Here is a 15,630-nt window from a genome sequence, read left to right as displayed (position 1 = left end):
GATCCGATTTGACCGACCAAAAGACACCGCGCGGCGCCGACGGCGGCCCCACCGGCATCGAGCCGATCTCCATCATCGAGGAGATGCAGAGCTCCTATCTTTCTTACGCCATGAGCGTGATCGTCAGCCGTGCGCTGCCTGATGTGCGCGACGGCCTGAAGCCCGTGCATCGCCGCATTCTCTATGCAGCGCATGAGAGCGGTTACCACTGGAACCGCAAATATGTGAAGTCGGCCCGCCCGGTCGCCGACGTGATGGGTAAATACCATCCGCATGGCGACGCCTCGATCTATGACGCCTTGGTGCGCATGGCGCAGGACTGGTCGCTGCGCGTGCCGCTGATCGACGGGCAGGGCAATTTCGGCTCGATCGACGGCGACCCGCCGGCGGCCATGCGCTACACCGAATCGCGGCTGACCAAGGTCGCGCATGAGCTTCTGGAGGACATCGACAAGGACACGGTCGATTTCCAGGAGACTTATGATGCCTCGGACACCGAACCGAAGGTTCTGCCGGCTCGCTTTCCCAATCTGCTGGTCAACGGCTCCGGCGGCATCGCCGTCGGCATGGCCACCAACATCCCGCCGCACAATCTGGGAGAAGTCTGCAACGGCGCCATCGCCATCATCGACAATCCGGCGATCGACCTGCCGGCGCTGATGGAGATCATTCCTGGCCCCGATTTCCCGACCGGCGGCATCGTGCTTGGCCGCTCCGGCATCTACAGCGCCTATTCTACGGGCCGTGGCTCGATCGTCATGCGCGGCAAGGTCAACATCGAACAGCGCGGCAATGACCGTGAATCGATCATCATCACCGAGGTCCCCTACCAGGTGAACAAGGCCTCGATGATCGAGAAGATGGCGGAACTGGTGCGCGACAAGCGCATCGAAGGCATTTCCGACATCCGCGACGAAAGCGACCGCCAGGGCTATCGCGTCGTTATCGAGCTGAAGCGCGACGCCGTCGCCGACGTCATCCTCAACCAGCTTTACCGCTTCACCCCGCTGCAGACCTCTTTCGGCGCCAATATGGTGGCGCTGAATGGCGGCAAGCCGGAACTGCTGACCCTGACCGACATGCTGAAGGCGTTCGTCTCCTTCCGCGAAGAGGTCATCACAAGGCGGACGAAATTCCTGCTGCGCAAGGCGCGCGACCGCGCCCATGTGTTGGTGGGTCTTGCCATCGCCGTCGCCAATATCGACGAGGTCATCAAGCTGATCCGCACCGCGCCGGATCCGCAGACGGCGCGCGAGCAGTTGATGGAGCGACGCTGGCCCGCGGGTGATGTCGAATCGCTGATCCTTTTGATCGACGATCCGCGCCACCGCATCAATGAGGACGGCACCTACAATCTGTCCGAGGAACAGGCGCGCGCCATCCTCGAACTGCGTCTGCAGCGCCTGACCGCGCTCGGCCGCGACGAGATCGCCGACGAGTTGAACACGATCGGCGCCGAAATCGTTGATTATCTGGACATTTTGTCGTCCCGGGCGCGTGTCCAGCAGATCGTCAAGGACGAGCTTGCCGCCGTGCGCGACGAGTTCGGCACGCCACGCCGCACCGAGCTCACCGACGGCGGCGCGGATATGGAAGACGAGGACCTGATCCAGCGCGAGGACATGGTCGTGACGGTGAGCCATTCCGGCTATATCAAGCGCGTGCCGCTGTCGCTCTACCGGGCGCAGCGCCGCGGCGGCAAGGGCCGCTCCGGCATGTCGACCAAGGAAGAGGATTTTGTCACAAGGCTGTTCGTGGCCAACACGCACACGCCGGTGCTGTTCTTCTCCTCGCGCGGCATCGTCTACAAGGAAAAGGTCTGGCGGCTGCCGATCGGCAACCCGCAGTCACGCGGCAAGGCGCTGATCAACATGCTGCCGCTCGAGCAGGGCGAGCGCATCACCACCATCATGCCGCTGCCCGAGGACGAGACCAGCTGGGGCGAACTCGACGTGATGTTCGCCACCACGCGCGGCACCGTGCGCCGCAACAAGCTGTCCGATTTCGTCCAGGTCAACCGCAATGGCAAGATCGCCATGAAGCTGGAGGAGGAAGGCGACGAAATCCTCGGCGTCGAGACCTGCACCGACAATGACGACGTGCTTTTGACCGCCAGCTCCGGCCAGTGCATCCGCTTCTCGGTCGGCGATGTTCGCGTCTTCCAGAGTCGCAATTCCGTCGGCGTGCGGGGCATCACCATGGCCGAGACCGACCGCATCATCTCTATGTCGGTGATCGAGCATGTCGATGCGCCGCCCGCCGAACGCGCCGCCTATCTCAAGCGAGCCGCGGCTGAACGGCGGGCTGCCGCTGGCATCGCGGCCGGTGAAGAGGAAGAGATCGCGCTGACCAATGAAGAGGTCGGCGAGGAGGCTGAGCTTTCCGACGAGCGCTACGAGTTCCTCAAGGCGCATGAGCAGTACGTGCTGACGGTAACGGAGTATGGCTACGGCAAGCGCTCGTCGTCCTACGATTTCCGCCTGACTGGGCGCGGCGGCAAGGGCATCCGCGCCACCGACGTGTCGAAGACGGCCGAGATCGGCCAGCTGGTGGCGACCTTCCCGGTCGGCAATGACGATCAGATCATGCTGGTGTCGGATGGCGGCACGGTCATCCGGGTGCCGGTCAACGGCATCCGTTTCGCCAGCCGCGCCACAAAGGGCGTGACCATCTTCAATACCGCCGAGGGTGAGAAGGTGGTTTCGGTCGAGCGGATTTCCGAGCCGCAATCGGACGAGGAAAGCGAAGAGACCATTGAGGGCAGTTCGGAGTTTGCTCCCGGGACGGACGCTGGTCCAGACGGCGCTGAGTAAGTCCAGACATAGCAACGCCGGCCCATCGGCCGGCGCGGCAGCAAGTCCAGAACTGACTTAGTAGTGACGATACGGCTTGCGGGGGCCGAAGCCTTCGAAGCGCTTGGTGGTTGCCTTGACGCGGATGCGTTGCGCCTCCTGATGCAGCCCGAATACGGTGGCGATCAGCATGGCGACTGTCATTGCGGTGGCGAGCATGTAGATCAGCATTTGCGTGTTCTCCTGCGCCTTACAACGGATAGATGGGATTTTGGTTTCATCTTATTAAGGTGCAACCTAGTGAACGCTGCGTGAAGGCTTCGTGATCAGCGTGTTCATCTGTCGTTCATGTGCTGGAAAAGGTTCATGGGTTCCGCGCCGATCGGATTTGCCTTTGCGAGAGAGGCTCGCTAGAGCCTGCTCCATCTTGGTGGACTGAAGATGGAACAGGCTCTAGCTTTCATTTGAGCATGATCTTTTCCAAAAACCGGTTTCCACTTTTTGGGATCATGCATTAGAAGCACCTGCCATGACTGAACGCACCGCACTTTACGCAGGCTCCTTCGACCCGCTGACCAACGGCCATCTCGATGTGCTGAAGGCGTCGCTGGCCGTGGCCGACATCGTCTATGCCGCGATCGGCATTCATCCTGGCAAGAAGCCATTGTTTTCCTTCGAGGAGCGGGTGCAACTCATCGAAGCCGCCACGAAGGCCGAATTCGGCCGCGATGGCGCTCGCATCAAGGTCGTTGCCTTCGACGGGCTGGTGATCGAGGCCGCCAGGAAGCAGGGCGCCTCGATCATGATCCGCGGCCTGCGCGACGGCACCGATCTTGACTACGAAATGCAGATGGCCGGCATGAACGAAACCATGGCGCCCGAGCTGCAGACGGTTTTTCTGCCCGCCAGCCCGTCCGTGCGCACCATTACCGCCACACTTGTGCGCCAGATAGCCTCGATGGGCGGCGACATACGCCCCTTCGTGCCGGCGGCTGTTGCTGGCGCGCTCACCGCAAAATTCGCGAAATAAGCCCGGAGAAAATCCTCATGCAGCTCAAAAGGCTCGCCTCGTTCCTCGTCGTGCTTGCCGGTCTTGTGACCGCCTCGGTCTCGGCCTATGCCGCCGATCCCGAAAACACCATGATCATCACGCTGAAGGACGGCGACGTGACCATCGCGTTGCGGCCCGATCTGGCGCCCAAGCATGTCGCGCAGATCAAGAAGCTCGTGCGTGACCATGCCTATGACAATGTCGCTTTCCACCGCGTCATCGACGGCTTCATGGCGCAGACCGGCGACGTCAAGTTCGGCAACATGAAGAAGGGGTTCAACTCCCAGGCCGTCGGCACCGGCGGTTCGGACCTGCCTGACCTGCCGGCCGAATTCTCGCAGACCGAGCATTATAAGCGCGGCGTGGTCGGCATGGCCCGCTCGCAAGATCCGAACTCCGCCAATTCGCAATTCTTCATCATGTTCGCGCCGGCGCCGCCGCTCGACGGCCAGTACACCATCGTCGGCAATGTCGTCAGCGGCATGGAACTGGTGGACCACATCAAGAAGGGTGACGAGGCGGACAATGGTACGGTCTCCGACCCCGACCGGATGATCAAGGTGCGCATCGCCGCCGACAAGTAATTTCTGTTTTCTCAAAAGGATATCTGACATGGCCGAAATCAAGGACCGCGAGAACGCGCTCATCATGGAAACGACCAAGGGCAAGGTCGTCATCGAACTTTTCCCCGATCTGGCCCCCGGCCATGTCTCCCGCATCAAGGAACTGGCCAGGGAAGGCGCCTATGACGGCGTGGTTTTCCACCGCGTCATCGATGGCTTCATGGCGCAGACCGGCGACGTGAAGTTCGGCAATTCCTCGAAGCCCACCTTCGCGCCGTCGCGCGCGGGCATGGGCGGCTCGGACAAGCCGGACCTGAAGGCTGAGTTCTCCAACGCCAACCACGGCCGCGGCACCTGCTCGATGGCCCGTTCACAGAACCCGAACTCGGCCAATTCGCAGTTCTTCGTCTGCTTCGACGATGCCGCCTTCCTCAACCGCCAGTACACGGTCTGGGGCCAGGTCATCGAAGGCATGGACAATGTCGACAAGATCAAGCGCGGCGAGCCGGTCGTCGATCCCGACAAGATCGTGTCGCTGAAGGTCGCGGCCGACGTCAAGTAAGGCGAAACGACAATGATGGGCGTCGTCTGGTCGCTTCTCGGCATCCTGTCCGGCGCCTTCATTGCCATTCAGGCACCGATCAATTCGCAGCTGGCGCGCGGCCTGGGTCTCCCGGTCGCGGCGGCTGCATTCTCGTTTCTGTCTGGCGCGATCGTGCTCGGCATCATCGCCGTTACGGTGATGAAGCTACAAAGCATTTCGCTCGACTGGAAGGCGCCGGCGCCCTGGCTGTTCGTTGTCGGCGGCATGCTCGGCGGCTTCTATGTCACTCTCTCCACAATCCTGACGCCGCGCATCGGCGCCGCTGCGCTGATGGCGTTCCTGGTGGCCGGCCAGTTGCTCGCCGGCATGCTCATCGACCGAATCGGCTTCCTCGGTGTCGCGGTGCGTGAAATTTCGCTCGGCCGTGTCGCCGGCGCGGTGCTGCTCTTGGCCGGAGCGCTGCTTATCCGGCTCTACTGATGCGCGTTGATCTCTTCGACTTCGACCTGCCGGAGGAGCGTATCGCGCTTCGCCCCACCGAGCCACGCGACAGCGCCAAGATGCTCGTGGTCAGACCGGGGGAGGCGCTTGATGACCGCACAGTCGGCGACCTGCCATCCCTGCTCAGAGCCGGCGACGTGCTGGTGTTCAACGACACCAAGGTCATTCCGGCGCAGCTCAAAGGCATAAGGCGGCGCGGCGATGCACAGGCGCAAGTCGAGGCCACGCTGCATATGCGCGTGGCGCCGGACCGGTGGCTCGCCTTCATGCGGCCGGGTAAGCGCATTGCCGCCGGCGACCGCATCCATTTCGGCCATGACGGCAATTCCTGCTTCCTCGGCCAACTCGATGCCACGGTGATCGAGAAGGGCGAGGGCGGCGAGGCCTTGCTTGGCTTCGACCTGTCGGGGCCGTTCCTCGACGAGGCGCTGCATACCGTCGGCCACATTCCGCTGCCGCCCTACATCGCCTCGAAGCGTGATGATGACGAGCGCGACCGTGCCGACTACCAGACGATTTATGCAAGGGAGGAAGGAGCGGTTGCCGCGCCCACCGCCGGCCTGCATTTCACGCCGGAGCTTTTTGCGGCTCTTGACGCCAAAGGCGTCGAGCGCCACTTCGTGACCTTGCATGTCGGCGCCGGGACGTTCCTGCCGGTCAAGGCCGACGATACCGCCGACCACAAGATGCATGCCGAGATCGGTTCGGTCAGCCGGGAAACAGCCAATGCGCTGAACGCGGCCAAGGCGAGGGGCGGGCGCATCATCGCCGTCGGCACGACCTCGCTACGCCTGCTGGAGAGTGCGGCGCGCGAGGACGATACGGTGCCTGCGTGGTCGGGTCCGACCGACATCTTCATCACACCAGGCTATCGCTTTCGCACCGCCGACATGCTGATGACCAATTTCCACTTGCCGCGCTCGACGCTGTTCATGTTGGTTTCGGCCTTCAGCGGCCTCGATACGATGCGCGCCGCCTATGCGCATGCCATCGCGAACCGCTACAGGTTTTACTCCTATGGAGACGCAAGCCTGCTGTATCGAGCGGAGATGAGCGATGGATGATGACCTGCAGACCCTTGATCGCGATGCCCTGATTGCCGAGGTGAAGAAACTGCGCGCCGGCATTCGCGCGCATCGCGACACGTCAGGCCATGATCTCTGCTGGCATCACCCCGATCTGTGGGATCTGCTGCCTGAGAAGACCGAGCCGTCGATCGCCGTTCCGCCCTGGCCTAAATTCATGCGCGGCTGCATCCAGTATAGGCAGTCGCTCGACAGACAGGCGCCTGACGCGCCGATCCACGACAAGGAATTCAATGGCTAAGCCGTTCAGCTTCAAGGTCCTTGCCATCGACGGCAAGGCGCGGCGCGGTGTCATCGACATGCCGCGCGGCGAAATCCGCACGCCCGCCTTCATGCCGGTCGGCACCGGCGGCACCGTCAAGACCATGTATATGGACCAGGTGCGTGGCGTCGGCGCCGACATCATCCTGGGCAACACCTATCACCTGATGCTGCGGCCCGGCGCCGAGCGTGTCGCGCGGCTTGGCGGATTGCATGAATTCGCCCGCTGGCCGCATCCGATCCTGACCGACAGCGGCGGTTTCCAGGTGATGTCGCTGTCGAAGCTCAGGAAACTGACCGAAAAGGGTGTCACCTTCCGCTCGCATATCGATGGCGCGCCCTACGAAATGTCGCCGGAGCGCTCGATCGAGATCCAGGGCCTGCTCGATTCCGACATCCAGATGCAACTCGACGAATGCACGGCACTGCCGGCCGAGCTGAAGGAGATCGAGCGCGCCATGGAACTGTCGCTGCGCTGGGCCGAGCGCTGCAAGACGGCATTCGGTGACCAGCCGGGCAAGGCGATGTTCGGCATCGTGCAGGGCGGTGACAATGCAGCACTTCGAGTGCGTTCGGCGCAGGCGCTGAGCGCGATGGGCTTGAAGGGCTATGCGGTTGGCGGCCTGGCGGTCGGCGAGCCGCAAGCGGTGATGCTCGAAATGCTCGACATCACCTGTCCCGAACTGCCCGCGGACAAGCCACGCTATCTCATGGGTGTCGGCACGCCTGACGATATCCTGAAATCGGTGGCGCGCGGCATCGATATGTTCGACTGCGTGATGCCGACGCGAGCCGGCCGGCACGGCCTGGCCTACACCAGGCGCGGCAAGGTCAATCTGCGCAACGCTCGCCATGCCGACGACCCGCGCCCGCTGGACGAGGAAAGCGATTGTCCCGCGGCGCGCGATTATTCGCGCGCCTATCTGCACCATCTGGTGCGCTCGCAGGAGGCGCTGGGCGCTATGCTGCTCACCTGGAACAACCTGTCCTACTATCAGAAGCTGATGCAGGACATTCGCGCCGCGATCGAGACCGGCCGCTTCGAGGCGCGTGGAGCCGAGATATCAGAGGGCTGGGCGAGGGGCGATATACCGGTCCTGTAGAACCTCAGGTGCTTAGCGAGTTGGATGCGCGCAGGCTGCAGCCGGTGATCTGGAACGTGCCGTCGGGCTGCTGCTGCAGCGTATAGACCGCCTCGTAATCCTTGCCGTCGGGTCCGACGATCAGCACCTGCTGGATAATCGAGCCCGGACCTGTCTGCTCGACCTTGCCGAAGGCATAGGATTGTGGCTTGCGCACCGGCGGGTAGCCATTGGTCACCATGTTCATGAAGGCATCGACGGTCGGGAACACCTGCTTCACGTTCGGGGCGGCGAAGCTGTAGGCCTTGGCGCCGTCATCGGCCAGCAGCGCCTTCAACTGACCATCGATGACGGCCTGGCCTGCCTTGATTTCGGCATCGCCGGCAAAGGCCGAGGATATGAAGAGGAATGGAATGACTGCGAATGCGAAAAAAGCGCGGCGCATGGCCTGTCTCCGTTGTTCCTCGGAATAATCCCTCAAAAATGATGTCCGAAGATGCACGACAACATACGCTTGGCGGTGCATCCCGGTTTCACCGATTGCGAATATTCGCCACCGGAATGTCATGCCTGTTGCGGAGCTGCGCGAGGCCGTGGCCAGGGGCCGCGCCGGCTAAGTGCGGATTCCAGTGCTTGAAAGGCCGCCTCCAGTCTGCCAGAAGGGCCGCTTGGACTTGGACGTTTAGCGGGACGAAGCCATGAAGGCGTTTTTCGTGCAGATCAAATGCGAGTTAGGCAAATCCTATGAGGTTGCCAGCGCGCTTGCCGATGCCGAGATCGCTTCGGAAATCTATTCCACCGCCGGCAATTACGACCTGCTCGCCAAATTCTATGTCGATGACGAGGAAGACGTCGGCCATTTCGTCAACGAGAAGGTGCAGATTCTCCCCGGCATCAAGGACACGTTTACGGTCGTCACCTTCCGCGCCTTCTAGCCGGAAATGCATTTGCCCGGGCACGAGGCAAAGCCTGATCAAGGTCGTATTTCGACTGCCTCAATTTTAGGCAGCCGCAACATACTGATCGTCCGCATCTCCCAAATCACCGATTGCGCTTGATTTTCTTCGGCGACGCCAGTGAAATGGCGTCACAGGGGAGTATGCGATTGGCAGCGTTCGATGAAATGCTTCCGGAAGTTTCCGGATTGAGAAGACCGTATTCGGCTTATGATCGCTGGCTGAAGGAGCAGGATCCAGCCAGACTTACCGAGAAGATGCAGGACGCCGAACGCGTCTTCCGCAAGACCGGTATCACCTTCGCCGTCTATGGCGAGCAGGAAGCCTCCGAGCGGCTGATCCCCTTCGACATCGTTCCACGCATCATTTCAGGCAATGAGTGGCGGCGCCTGACGCAAGGCATCGAGCAGCGCGTGCAGGCGCTGAATGCCTTCCTCGACGACATTTACCATCGCCAGGAGATCCTGCGCGCCGGCCGCGTTCCCAGGGACCTGATCGCCAAGAACGAAGCGTTTCTACCGGAGATGATTGGGGTGCGGCCTCCGGCCGGCGTCTACACACACATCATCGGCGTCGATATCGTGCGCATCAGCGAGGACGAGTTCTACGTGCTGGAGGACAATGCGCGCACCCCGTCCGGTGTCTCCTACATGCTGGAGAACCGCGAGACGATGATGCAGCTGTTCCCCGAGCTGTTTCAGAAGATCAAGGTGCGGCCGGTGGAGAACTACCCGCAACTGCTGCGCCAGTCGCTCGCGGCGGTTCGGCCGCAAACCACCAAGGGCGCGCCGACCATTGCCGTGCTGACGCCCGGCAGTTTCAATTCCGCCTATTTCGAGCATGCCTTCCTTGCCGACCAGATGGGCGTGCAACTGGTCGAGGGCCAGGATCTCCGGGTCGTCGACGGCCATGTCGCGATGCGCACGACCGAGGGCTACAAGCAGATCGACGTGCTCTACCGCCGCGTCGACGATTCCTTCCTGGACCCGCTGACCTTCCGGCCGGATTCGGCCCTCGGCATACCCGGCATCATGGATGTCTATCGCGCCGGCAACATCACCATCGCCAATGCGCCGGGAACAGGTATCGCCGACGACAAGGCGATCTATTCCTACATGCCCGAGATCGTCGAATTCTACACCGGCCGCAAGGCGATCCTCGGCAACATCCCGACCTGGCGCTGTTCGGAGCCGGACAGCCTGAAATATGTGCTCGAGCACATCCACGAACTGGTGATCAAGGAAGTGCACGGCTCCGGCGGCTACGGCATGCTGGTCGGACCGGCGGCGACCAAGAAAGAGTGCGAGGCCTTCGCCAAGAAACTGGCGGCGAAGCCTTCCAATTATATCGCCCAGCCGACACTGGCGCTGTCGACCTGCCCGATCCTGACCGACAAGGGACTGGCGCCGCGCCACGTCGACCTCAGGCCCTACGTGCTGGTTTCCGACCGCATCCAGATCGTGCCCGGCGGCCTGACGCGCGTGGCTTTGAAGGAAGGCTCTCTGGTCGTGAACTCGTCGCAGGGCGGCGGCACGAAAGATACCTGGGTGTTGGATGATTGAAATGAGTGAGTAGGGAATAGTCAGTAGTGAGTAGTCAGCTGTCGAGGGAAGCGCATGCCATATTTCATTGAAATTCAACTATTTACTACGGACTACTCACTATTCCCTACTCACTAACCCGAAGGGCCTCCCCATGCTTCTCGGCCGCACCGCCAACGGGCTCTACTGGATGAACCGCTATATCGAGCGGGCCGAAAACATGGCGCGGCTGGTCGATGCCGGCCTGCGCATGGCGCTGACCCGCACGCAAAGCGCGTCGGAGGAATGGAATTCCGTGCTGCTCAGCGCCGGCTCCGACGTCGCCTTCAAGCAGAAGTATTCGGACTATACGGCCGCCGATGTCGCTGATTTCCTTTTGCGCGACACCTCGAATCCGTCGAGCACCATGTCGTCGATCGAAACGGCCCGCAACAATGCCCGCATGGTGCGCACGGCACTGACGCGCGAGACTTGGGAAAGCATCAACGAAGCCTGGATGTCACTAAAGCGGATGCTGGCGAGGCCAATAGACGAGCGCGACCTGCCAAGCGTGCTCGATGCCATCAAGCGCGAGACGGCGCTGATCCGCGGCTCGTTCTACGGCACCATGCTGCGCAACGAGATTTTCGACTTCTCGCAGCTCGGCACCTATGTCGAGCGCGCCGACAACACGGCGCGCATCCTCGACGTGAAGTACTACGTGCTGTTGCCGTCGATCTCCTGGGTCGGCTCGACACTCGACAATTATCAATGGGAATCGATCCTGCGCTCGGTGTCGGCGCATCGTTCCTACCGCTGGGTCTATGATGCGGACTACAAGCCGACCAACATCGCCGACTACCTGATCCTCAACGTGCGCATGCCGCGTTCGCTGACCTTCTGCTACCGCTTCTTGTCCGAGCACCTGAAGTTCCTCGGCGACGATTACGGCGAACGTCATGCCTGCCACGCGACGGCGGAGAAAACGCAAGCCATGCTGAGGGCCGGGTCGATCAAGGATATATTCGACGCAGGCCTGCATGAGTTCCTTGCCGGGTTCATTCGCGACAACACCCGGCTCGGCGACGAGATCGCGCAGGATTACCGGTTTTATTGAGGAAGCCATGAGGCTCAAGATCACCCACCGGACCGAATACCGCTACGATGCGCCGGTGCAATATCTGCTGCAGCGGCTGCGGCTGCTACCGGTGAGCGGGCAGACGCAGACGGTGCTGGCCTGGTCGCTGAAGGTCGAAGGAGCGCGCGAGGAAGTGCGGTTTACCGATCACTACGGCAACGACACAAGACTGCTGAGTGTCGAGGGCGACCACGATTTCATCACGGTCGAGGCGTCCGGCGAGGTGGTGACGCGCGATACGTCAGGCGTTTGCGGGTCGCATCAGGGCTTTGCGCCGCTGTGGCTGTTCGCGCAGGAAACGCCCTTGACCACCATCGGTGGCGGCATCCGTAAGCTAGCCGAAGCGGTCGGCCCGGGAACCGACATCGAAAGGCTGCACCGGCTGATGGCCATGATCGGCGAGCGCGTCGCCTACACGCCAGGCACCACAAATGCGGCCACACCGGCCGAAGAGGCGCTGGCGCTGAAGACCGGGGTTTGCCAGGACCATAGCCATATCTTTGCCGCCGCCGCGCGCGCCATGGGATTTCCGTCGCGCTACGTTTCTGGCTATCTGATGATGGATTCTGTCGAGCAGGCGGCAAGCCATGCCTGGGCCGAAGCGCATGTTCCGGGTCTCGGCTGGGTTGCCTTCGATCCCGCCAACGGTATTTCTCCCGACGAACGCTATGTGAAGGTGGCAACCGGCCGCGACTACCGCGACGCCTCACCGGTGTCGGGAATTCGACTGGGACAGGCGCAAGAACGGCTTGCGGTCACCGTCACGGTAGAGCAGTAATCCGGCAAGGATTAGTGCCAGAAGAGATTCCATGACCTATTGCGTCGGCCTGAAGATCGATCGCGGGCTCGTGTTCATGTCGGACACGCGCACCAATGCCGGCATGGATTCGATCTCGACCTTCAAGAAGATGCATGTCTGGGAACAGCCCGGCGAGCGCGTCATCGTCTTGATGTCGGCCGGCAATCTGGCGACGACTCAGGCCGTCGTCAGCCTGCTTGACGAGCGCACCAAAGCGGTGACCGACCGCCACGAGAAACTGCTCGAAACGCCATCGATGTACCAGACGGTGCGGCTGGTCGGTGATACGGTGAAAGAGGTGATCGCGCAGGCATCACCCGCCGGCGAGAAGGCCGATTCTTATTTCAACGCCTCCTTCATCCTGGGCGGCCAGATCCTGGGCAGTCCGCCGCGGCTGTTCATGATCTATCCCGAGGGCAACTTCATCGAATCGACCGACGACACGCCGTTCTTCCAGATCGGCGAGACCAAGTACGGCAAGCCGATCATCATCCGCGCCTATGAGCGCACGATGAGCCTTGCCGAGACGGTGAAGCTGCTTCTGGTGTCGTTCGATTCGACACTCAAGTCGAACCTGTCGGTCGGCTTGCCGCTCGACCTGCTGTTCCTGGAGAAGGATTCCTTCAAGGTCGGCCTGAAGAAGCGGATCGGCCAGGACGACCAATATTATCGCACCATCTCCGATGGCTGGTCGAATGCGCTGAAGAGCGCCTTTGCCAGCCTGCCGGATTTTCCGGGGTGATGTATGTCGCCCAAAAGTCCCGGTTTCGGGGGAACGACATGCACAAGAACAAGGATCTAAAGCGCATCGCTTGGATCCGATCAAGCGATGCGCTTTAGGGCGCTTGCGGTAGCTGCCGGCGCTTGCATCTATTTCACATGTTAATTATTGATGAATCTAAGAGCCGGGCGAAGAGTGCCGGCATTGCATTCGTGTCGGGAGGACAGGATGAACAATGACGAGTTCCGGCAGTGGTCGCGGCGTGCCGCCGACTGGGGCGCCGATTATCGCAATTCATTGCGCGACCGGCCGGTGCGGCCGCTGGTTGAGCCGGGCGACATTTTCAGGAGCATTGAAGCCTCGCCGCCCGAAGACGCCGAGCCGATGGACAGGATCTTCGCCGACTTCGAAGAGAAGATCGTGCCGGGCATGACGCATTGGCAGCACCCGCGCTTCTTCGCCTATTTCCCGGCCAATGCGGCGCCGGTTTCGGTGGTGGCTGAGTATCTCGTCTCCGCAATGGCCGCGCAGTGCATGCTTTGGCAGACCTCGCCGGCGGCGACCGAACTCGAGACCCGCACCGTCGACTGGATGCGCCAGGCACTTGGCCTTCCCGAAGGATTTTCCGGCGTCATCCAGGATTCGGCCTCGTCGGCGACACTCAATGCCGTGCTGACCATGCGCGAGCGGGCGCTGGATTGGCAAGGCAACAAAAAGGGGTTGGCCGGGCAGGGGCGGCTGCGCATCTATTCCTCGGATCAGGTGCACACGTCGATCGACCGGGCGATCTGGGTGTCGGGCATCGGCGAAGACAATCTTGTGCGCATTCCCGTCGATGGCCGCTTTCGCGCCATGGATGCGGCAGCACTCGAGGCGGCGATTGTCGCCGATCGCGAGGCCGGCATGCTGCCCGCCGGCATCATCGCCAGCGTTGGCGGTACCAGCACGGGCGGCACCGACGATGTCGCTGCTGTCGCCGCGGTGGCCAAACGCCACGGGCTCTATCTGCATGTCGACGCCGCCTGGGCCGGATCGGCGATGATCTGCCCCGAATTTCGCCATTTCTGGGCCGGTGTCGAACTGGCCAATTCCATCGTCTTCAACCCGCATAAATGGCTCGGCGCCCAATTCGATTGCTCGATGCAGTTCATCCGCCAGCCGGAGGATCTTGTTCGCACCCTGGCGATCAAGCCCGAATTCCTGAAGACGCATGGCCGTGACGGCATCATCAACTATTCCGAATGGTCGGTGCCGCTCGGCCGGCGCTTCCGCGCCCTGAAACTGTGGTTCCTGCTGCGCGCCCACGGGCTGGAAAACCTGCGCGCCATGATCCGCAACCATGTCACCTGGAGCGAGGGTATTGCCGCGCGGCTGGCAAGGGAGCCGGATTTCGAGATCGTCAGCGAACCGATGCTGTCGCTGTTTTCGTTCCGGCACAGGGCGCCCCCGAGCGCCGATGCCGACGCGCACAATCTGCGGCTGGTCAATGCGATCAACGACGATGGCCGCATTTACCTGACGCAGACGAGGGTCGACGGGCAGGTGGCAATCCGCTTCCAGGTCGGCCAGTTCGAGGCGACCGCTAGCGATGTCGATGCGGCTTTTGCCGTCATCACCGAAATCGCGCGCGGCATGGTCTGACCGGCCAATACTGGATTGCGCTGGAGTTCGCCTTTGCAATCAGGTGATTTCCATTAGCCGGCTTATGCCTTTTCATTGCTTTCGTTTTCGGCTATAGACAAGAAAAACGAAAACGGGAGGTCGCCCATGTATCTGTCGCCACGCCATGCCGAGATCATCCAGATGGCCAAGGACCATGGCCGCGTGCTGGTCGACGATCTGGCCACGCATTTCAACGTGACGCCGCAGACCATTCGCAAGGATCTCAACGATCTCTGCGACCAACGTCTGCTTTCGCGCATCCATGGCGGCGCATTGTTCCCGTCCGGTATCGAGAACATGGAGTATGAGGCGAGGCGCAAGATCGCCGCGGACGAGAAGGAGGCGATCGGCCGCGCGGCGGCAAGGCTGATCCCCGACAACGCCTCGCTGTTCATCAACATCGGCACCACGACGGAAGCGGTCAGCAAGGCGTTGCTCGACCACAACGGCCTGATGGTGATCACCAATAATATCAATGTTGCCAATAGGATGCGTATATATCCTTCGATCGAGGTGGTGATTGCGGGCGGGGTGGTGCGCGGTTCCGATGGTGGCGTCGTCGGCGAGGCAGCGGTCGATTTCATCAGGCAGTTCAAGGTCGACTACGCCGTTATCGGCGCCTCGGCCATCGACCATGACGGCGCCTTGCTCGACTTCGATTTTCGCGAGGTGAAGGTGGCGCAGGCGATCATTGCCAATGCCAGGCATGTGATTCTGGTCTCCGACCAGACCAAGTTCGAGCGCACGGCGCCGGTGCGTATCGGTCACCTGTCGCAGGTCAACACCTTCATCACCGACCGCTGCGACATCCCCTCGGTGCGCAAGATCTGCCAGGAGGCCGAGGTTCAGCTGATCGAGACGTCGCTGGGGTGAGGCCCTTTCACGATCGTCTCACGGGTTTGTTATATTTCGTTTGACATTCGTTATGAGTTCGAAATAATTCCGCCACGGTTTC

The 15,630-nt window shown here is 61.6% G+C and carries 17 protein-coding genes; 15 read left to right on the top strand and 2 right to left on the bottom strand.

The window, feature by feature from the left end; genetic code table 11:
• Window positions 1-8: 8 nt before the first annotated feature.
• Window positions 9-2,813, top strand: coding sequence for a DNA gyrase subunit A (gene gyrA, locus ACLGL5_RS24510; protein ID WP_494372780.1), 2,805 nt, complete (start codon window positions 9-11; stop codon window positions 2,811-2,813).
• A 57-nt stretch (window positions 2,814-2,870) separates the two neighbouring features.
• On the opposite strand, the gene ACLGL5_RS24505 is transcribed toward gyrA, so the two are convergent.
• On the bottom strand, window positions 2,871-3,023 hold the full coding sequence (locus ACLGL5_RS24505) for a hypothetical protein (protein ID WP_019858284.1): 153 nt from the start codon (window positions 3,021-3,023) through the stop codon (window positions 2,871-2,873).
• 298 nt (window positions 3,024-3,321) lie between these two features.
• Here ACLGL5_RS24505 and coaD point away from each other — a divergent pair, with 298 nt between their 5' ends.
• The 7 genes from coaD (at window position 3,322) to tgt (ending at window position 7,900) form a co-directional block, all read left to right on the top strand.
• Window positions 3,322-3,822, top strand: a complete 501-nt coding sequence (gene coaD / locus ACLGL5_RS24500) for a pantetheine-phosphate adenylyltransferase (RefSeq protein WP_019858283.1) — start codon at window positions 3,322-3,324, stop codon at window positions 3,820-3,822.
• A 110-nt stretch (window positions 3,823-3,932) separates the two neighbouring features.
• Window positions 3,933-4,427: a peptidylprolyl isomerase gene (locus ACLGL5_RS24495; RefSeq protein ID WP_010909616.1), complete on the top strand. Its 495-nt coding sequence runs from the start codon at window positions 3,933-3,935 to the stop codon at window positions 4,425-4,427.
• Between the two features lie 28 nt (window positions 4,428-4,455).
• Entirely contained in the window at window positions 4,456-4,968 is a 513-nt protein-coding gene (locus ACLGL5_RS24490) for a peptidylprolyl isomerase (RefSeq protein ID WP_069092219.1), read from the top strand.
• Between the two features lie 12 nt (window positions 4,969-4,980).
• Window positions 4,981-5,430 (top strand): DMT family transporter, encoded by a 450-nt coding sequence (locus tag ACLGL5_RS24485; protein WP_019858280.1) that lies wholly within the window; start codon window positions 4,981-4,983, stop codon window positions 5,428-5,430.
• Entirely contained in the window at window positions 5,430-6,515 is a 1,086-nt protein-coding gene (queA, locus tag ACLGL5_RS24480) for a tRNA preQ1(34) S-adenosylmethionine ribosyltransferase-isomerase QueA (RefSeq protein WP_019858279.1), read from the top strand. Before ACLGL5_RS24485 ends, queA begins: the two co-directional genes overlap by 1 nt.
• Complete coding sequence (locus ACLGL5_RS24475) at window positions 6,508-6,777, top strand: hypothetical protein (RefSeq protein WP_010909612.1); 270 nt, start codon at window positions 6,508-6,510, stop codon at window positions 6,775-6,777. Before queA ends, ACLGL5_RS24475 begins: the two co-directional genes overlap by 8 nt.
• Entirely contained in the window at window positions 6,770-7,900 is a 1,131-nt protein-coding gene (gene tgt, locus ACLGL5_RS24470) for a tRNA guanosine(34) transglycosylase Tgt (RefSeq protein WP_069092218.1), read from the top strand. The genes ACLGL5_RS24475 and tgt overlap by 8 nt, the downstream gene beginning before the upstream one ends.
• Before the next feature lie 4 nt (window positions 7,901-7,904).
• Here the strand turns inward: tgt and ACLGL5_RS24465 are convergent, their stop codons facing one another.
• Window positions 7,905-8,324 carry a DUF4864 domain-containing protein gene (locus ACLGL5_RS24465; protein WP_027046864.1) on the bottom strand — a complete coding sequence of 140 codons (420 nt, stop codon included), beginning with the start codon at window positions 8,322-8,324 and terminating at the stop codon, window positions 7,905-7,907.
• Between the two features lie 253 nt (window positions 8,325-8,577).
• Here ACLGL5_RS24465 and ACLGL5_RS24460 point away from each other — a divergent pair, with 253 nt between their 5' ends.
• The 7 genes from ACLGL5_RS24460 (at window position 8,578) to ACLGL5_RS24430 (ending at window position 15,548) form a co-directional block, all read left to right on the top strand.
• Window positions 8,578-8,814, top strand: coding sequence for an Lrp/AsnC family transcriptional regulator (locus tag ACLGL5_RS24460; protein WP_010909609.1), 237 nt, complete (start codon window positions 8,578-8,580; stop codon window positions 8,812-8,814).
• A 170-nt stretch (window positions 8,815-8,984) separates the two neighbouring features.
• On the top strand, window positions 8,985-10,397 hold the full coding sequence (locus ACLGL5_RS24455; RefSeq protein ID WP_027046863.1) for a circularly permuted type 2 ATP-grasp protein: 1,413 nt from the start codon (window positions 8,985-8,987) through the stop codon (window positions 10,395-10,397).
• Between the two features lie 133 nt (window positions 10,398-10,530).
• A complete protein-coding gene (locus ACLGL5_RS24450) occupies window positions 10,531-11,472 on the top strand; it encodes an alpha-E domain-containing protein (protein WP_038646939.1) in 942 nt (313 codons plus the stop codon).
• A 7-nt stretch (window positions 11,473-11,479) separates the two neighbouring features.
• Window positions 11,480-12,271, top strand: a complete 792-nt coding sequence (locus tag ACLGL5_RS24445) for a transglutaminase family protein (RefSeq protein ID WP_069092217.1) — start codon at window positions 11,480-11,482, stop codon at window positions 12,269-12,271.
• 31 nt (window positions 12,272-12,302) lie between these two features.
• Window positions 12,303-13,034, top strand: coding sequence for a proteasome-type protease (locus tag ACLGL5_RS24440; RefSeq protein ID WP_019858273.1), 732 nt, complete (start codon window positions 12,303-12,305; stop codon window positions 13,032-13,034).
• Between the two features lie 207 nt (window positions 13,035-13,241).
• Window positions 13,242-14,654, top strand: coding sequence for a pyridoxal phosphate-dependent decarboxylase family protein (locus tag ACLGL5_RS24435; RefSeq protein WP_494372779.1), 1,413 nt, complete (start codon window positions 13,242-13,244; stop codon window positions 14,652-14,654).
• A gap of 126 nt (window positions 14,655-14,780) precedes the next feature.
• On the top strand, window positions 14,781-15,548 hold the full coding sequence (locus tag ACLGL5_RS24430; RefSeq protein ID WP_010909603.1) for a DeoR/GlpR family DNA-binding transcription regulator: 768 nt from the start codon (window positions 14,781-14,783) through the stop codon (window positions 15,546-15,548).
• Window positions 15,549-15,630: the final 82 nt, after the last annotated feature.

The organism is Mesorhizobium sp. U510 (genome assembly GCF_059180695.1).
This window is presented reverse-complemented; position numbering and strand designations above follow the sequence as displayed.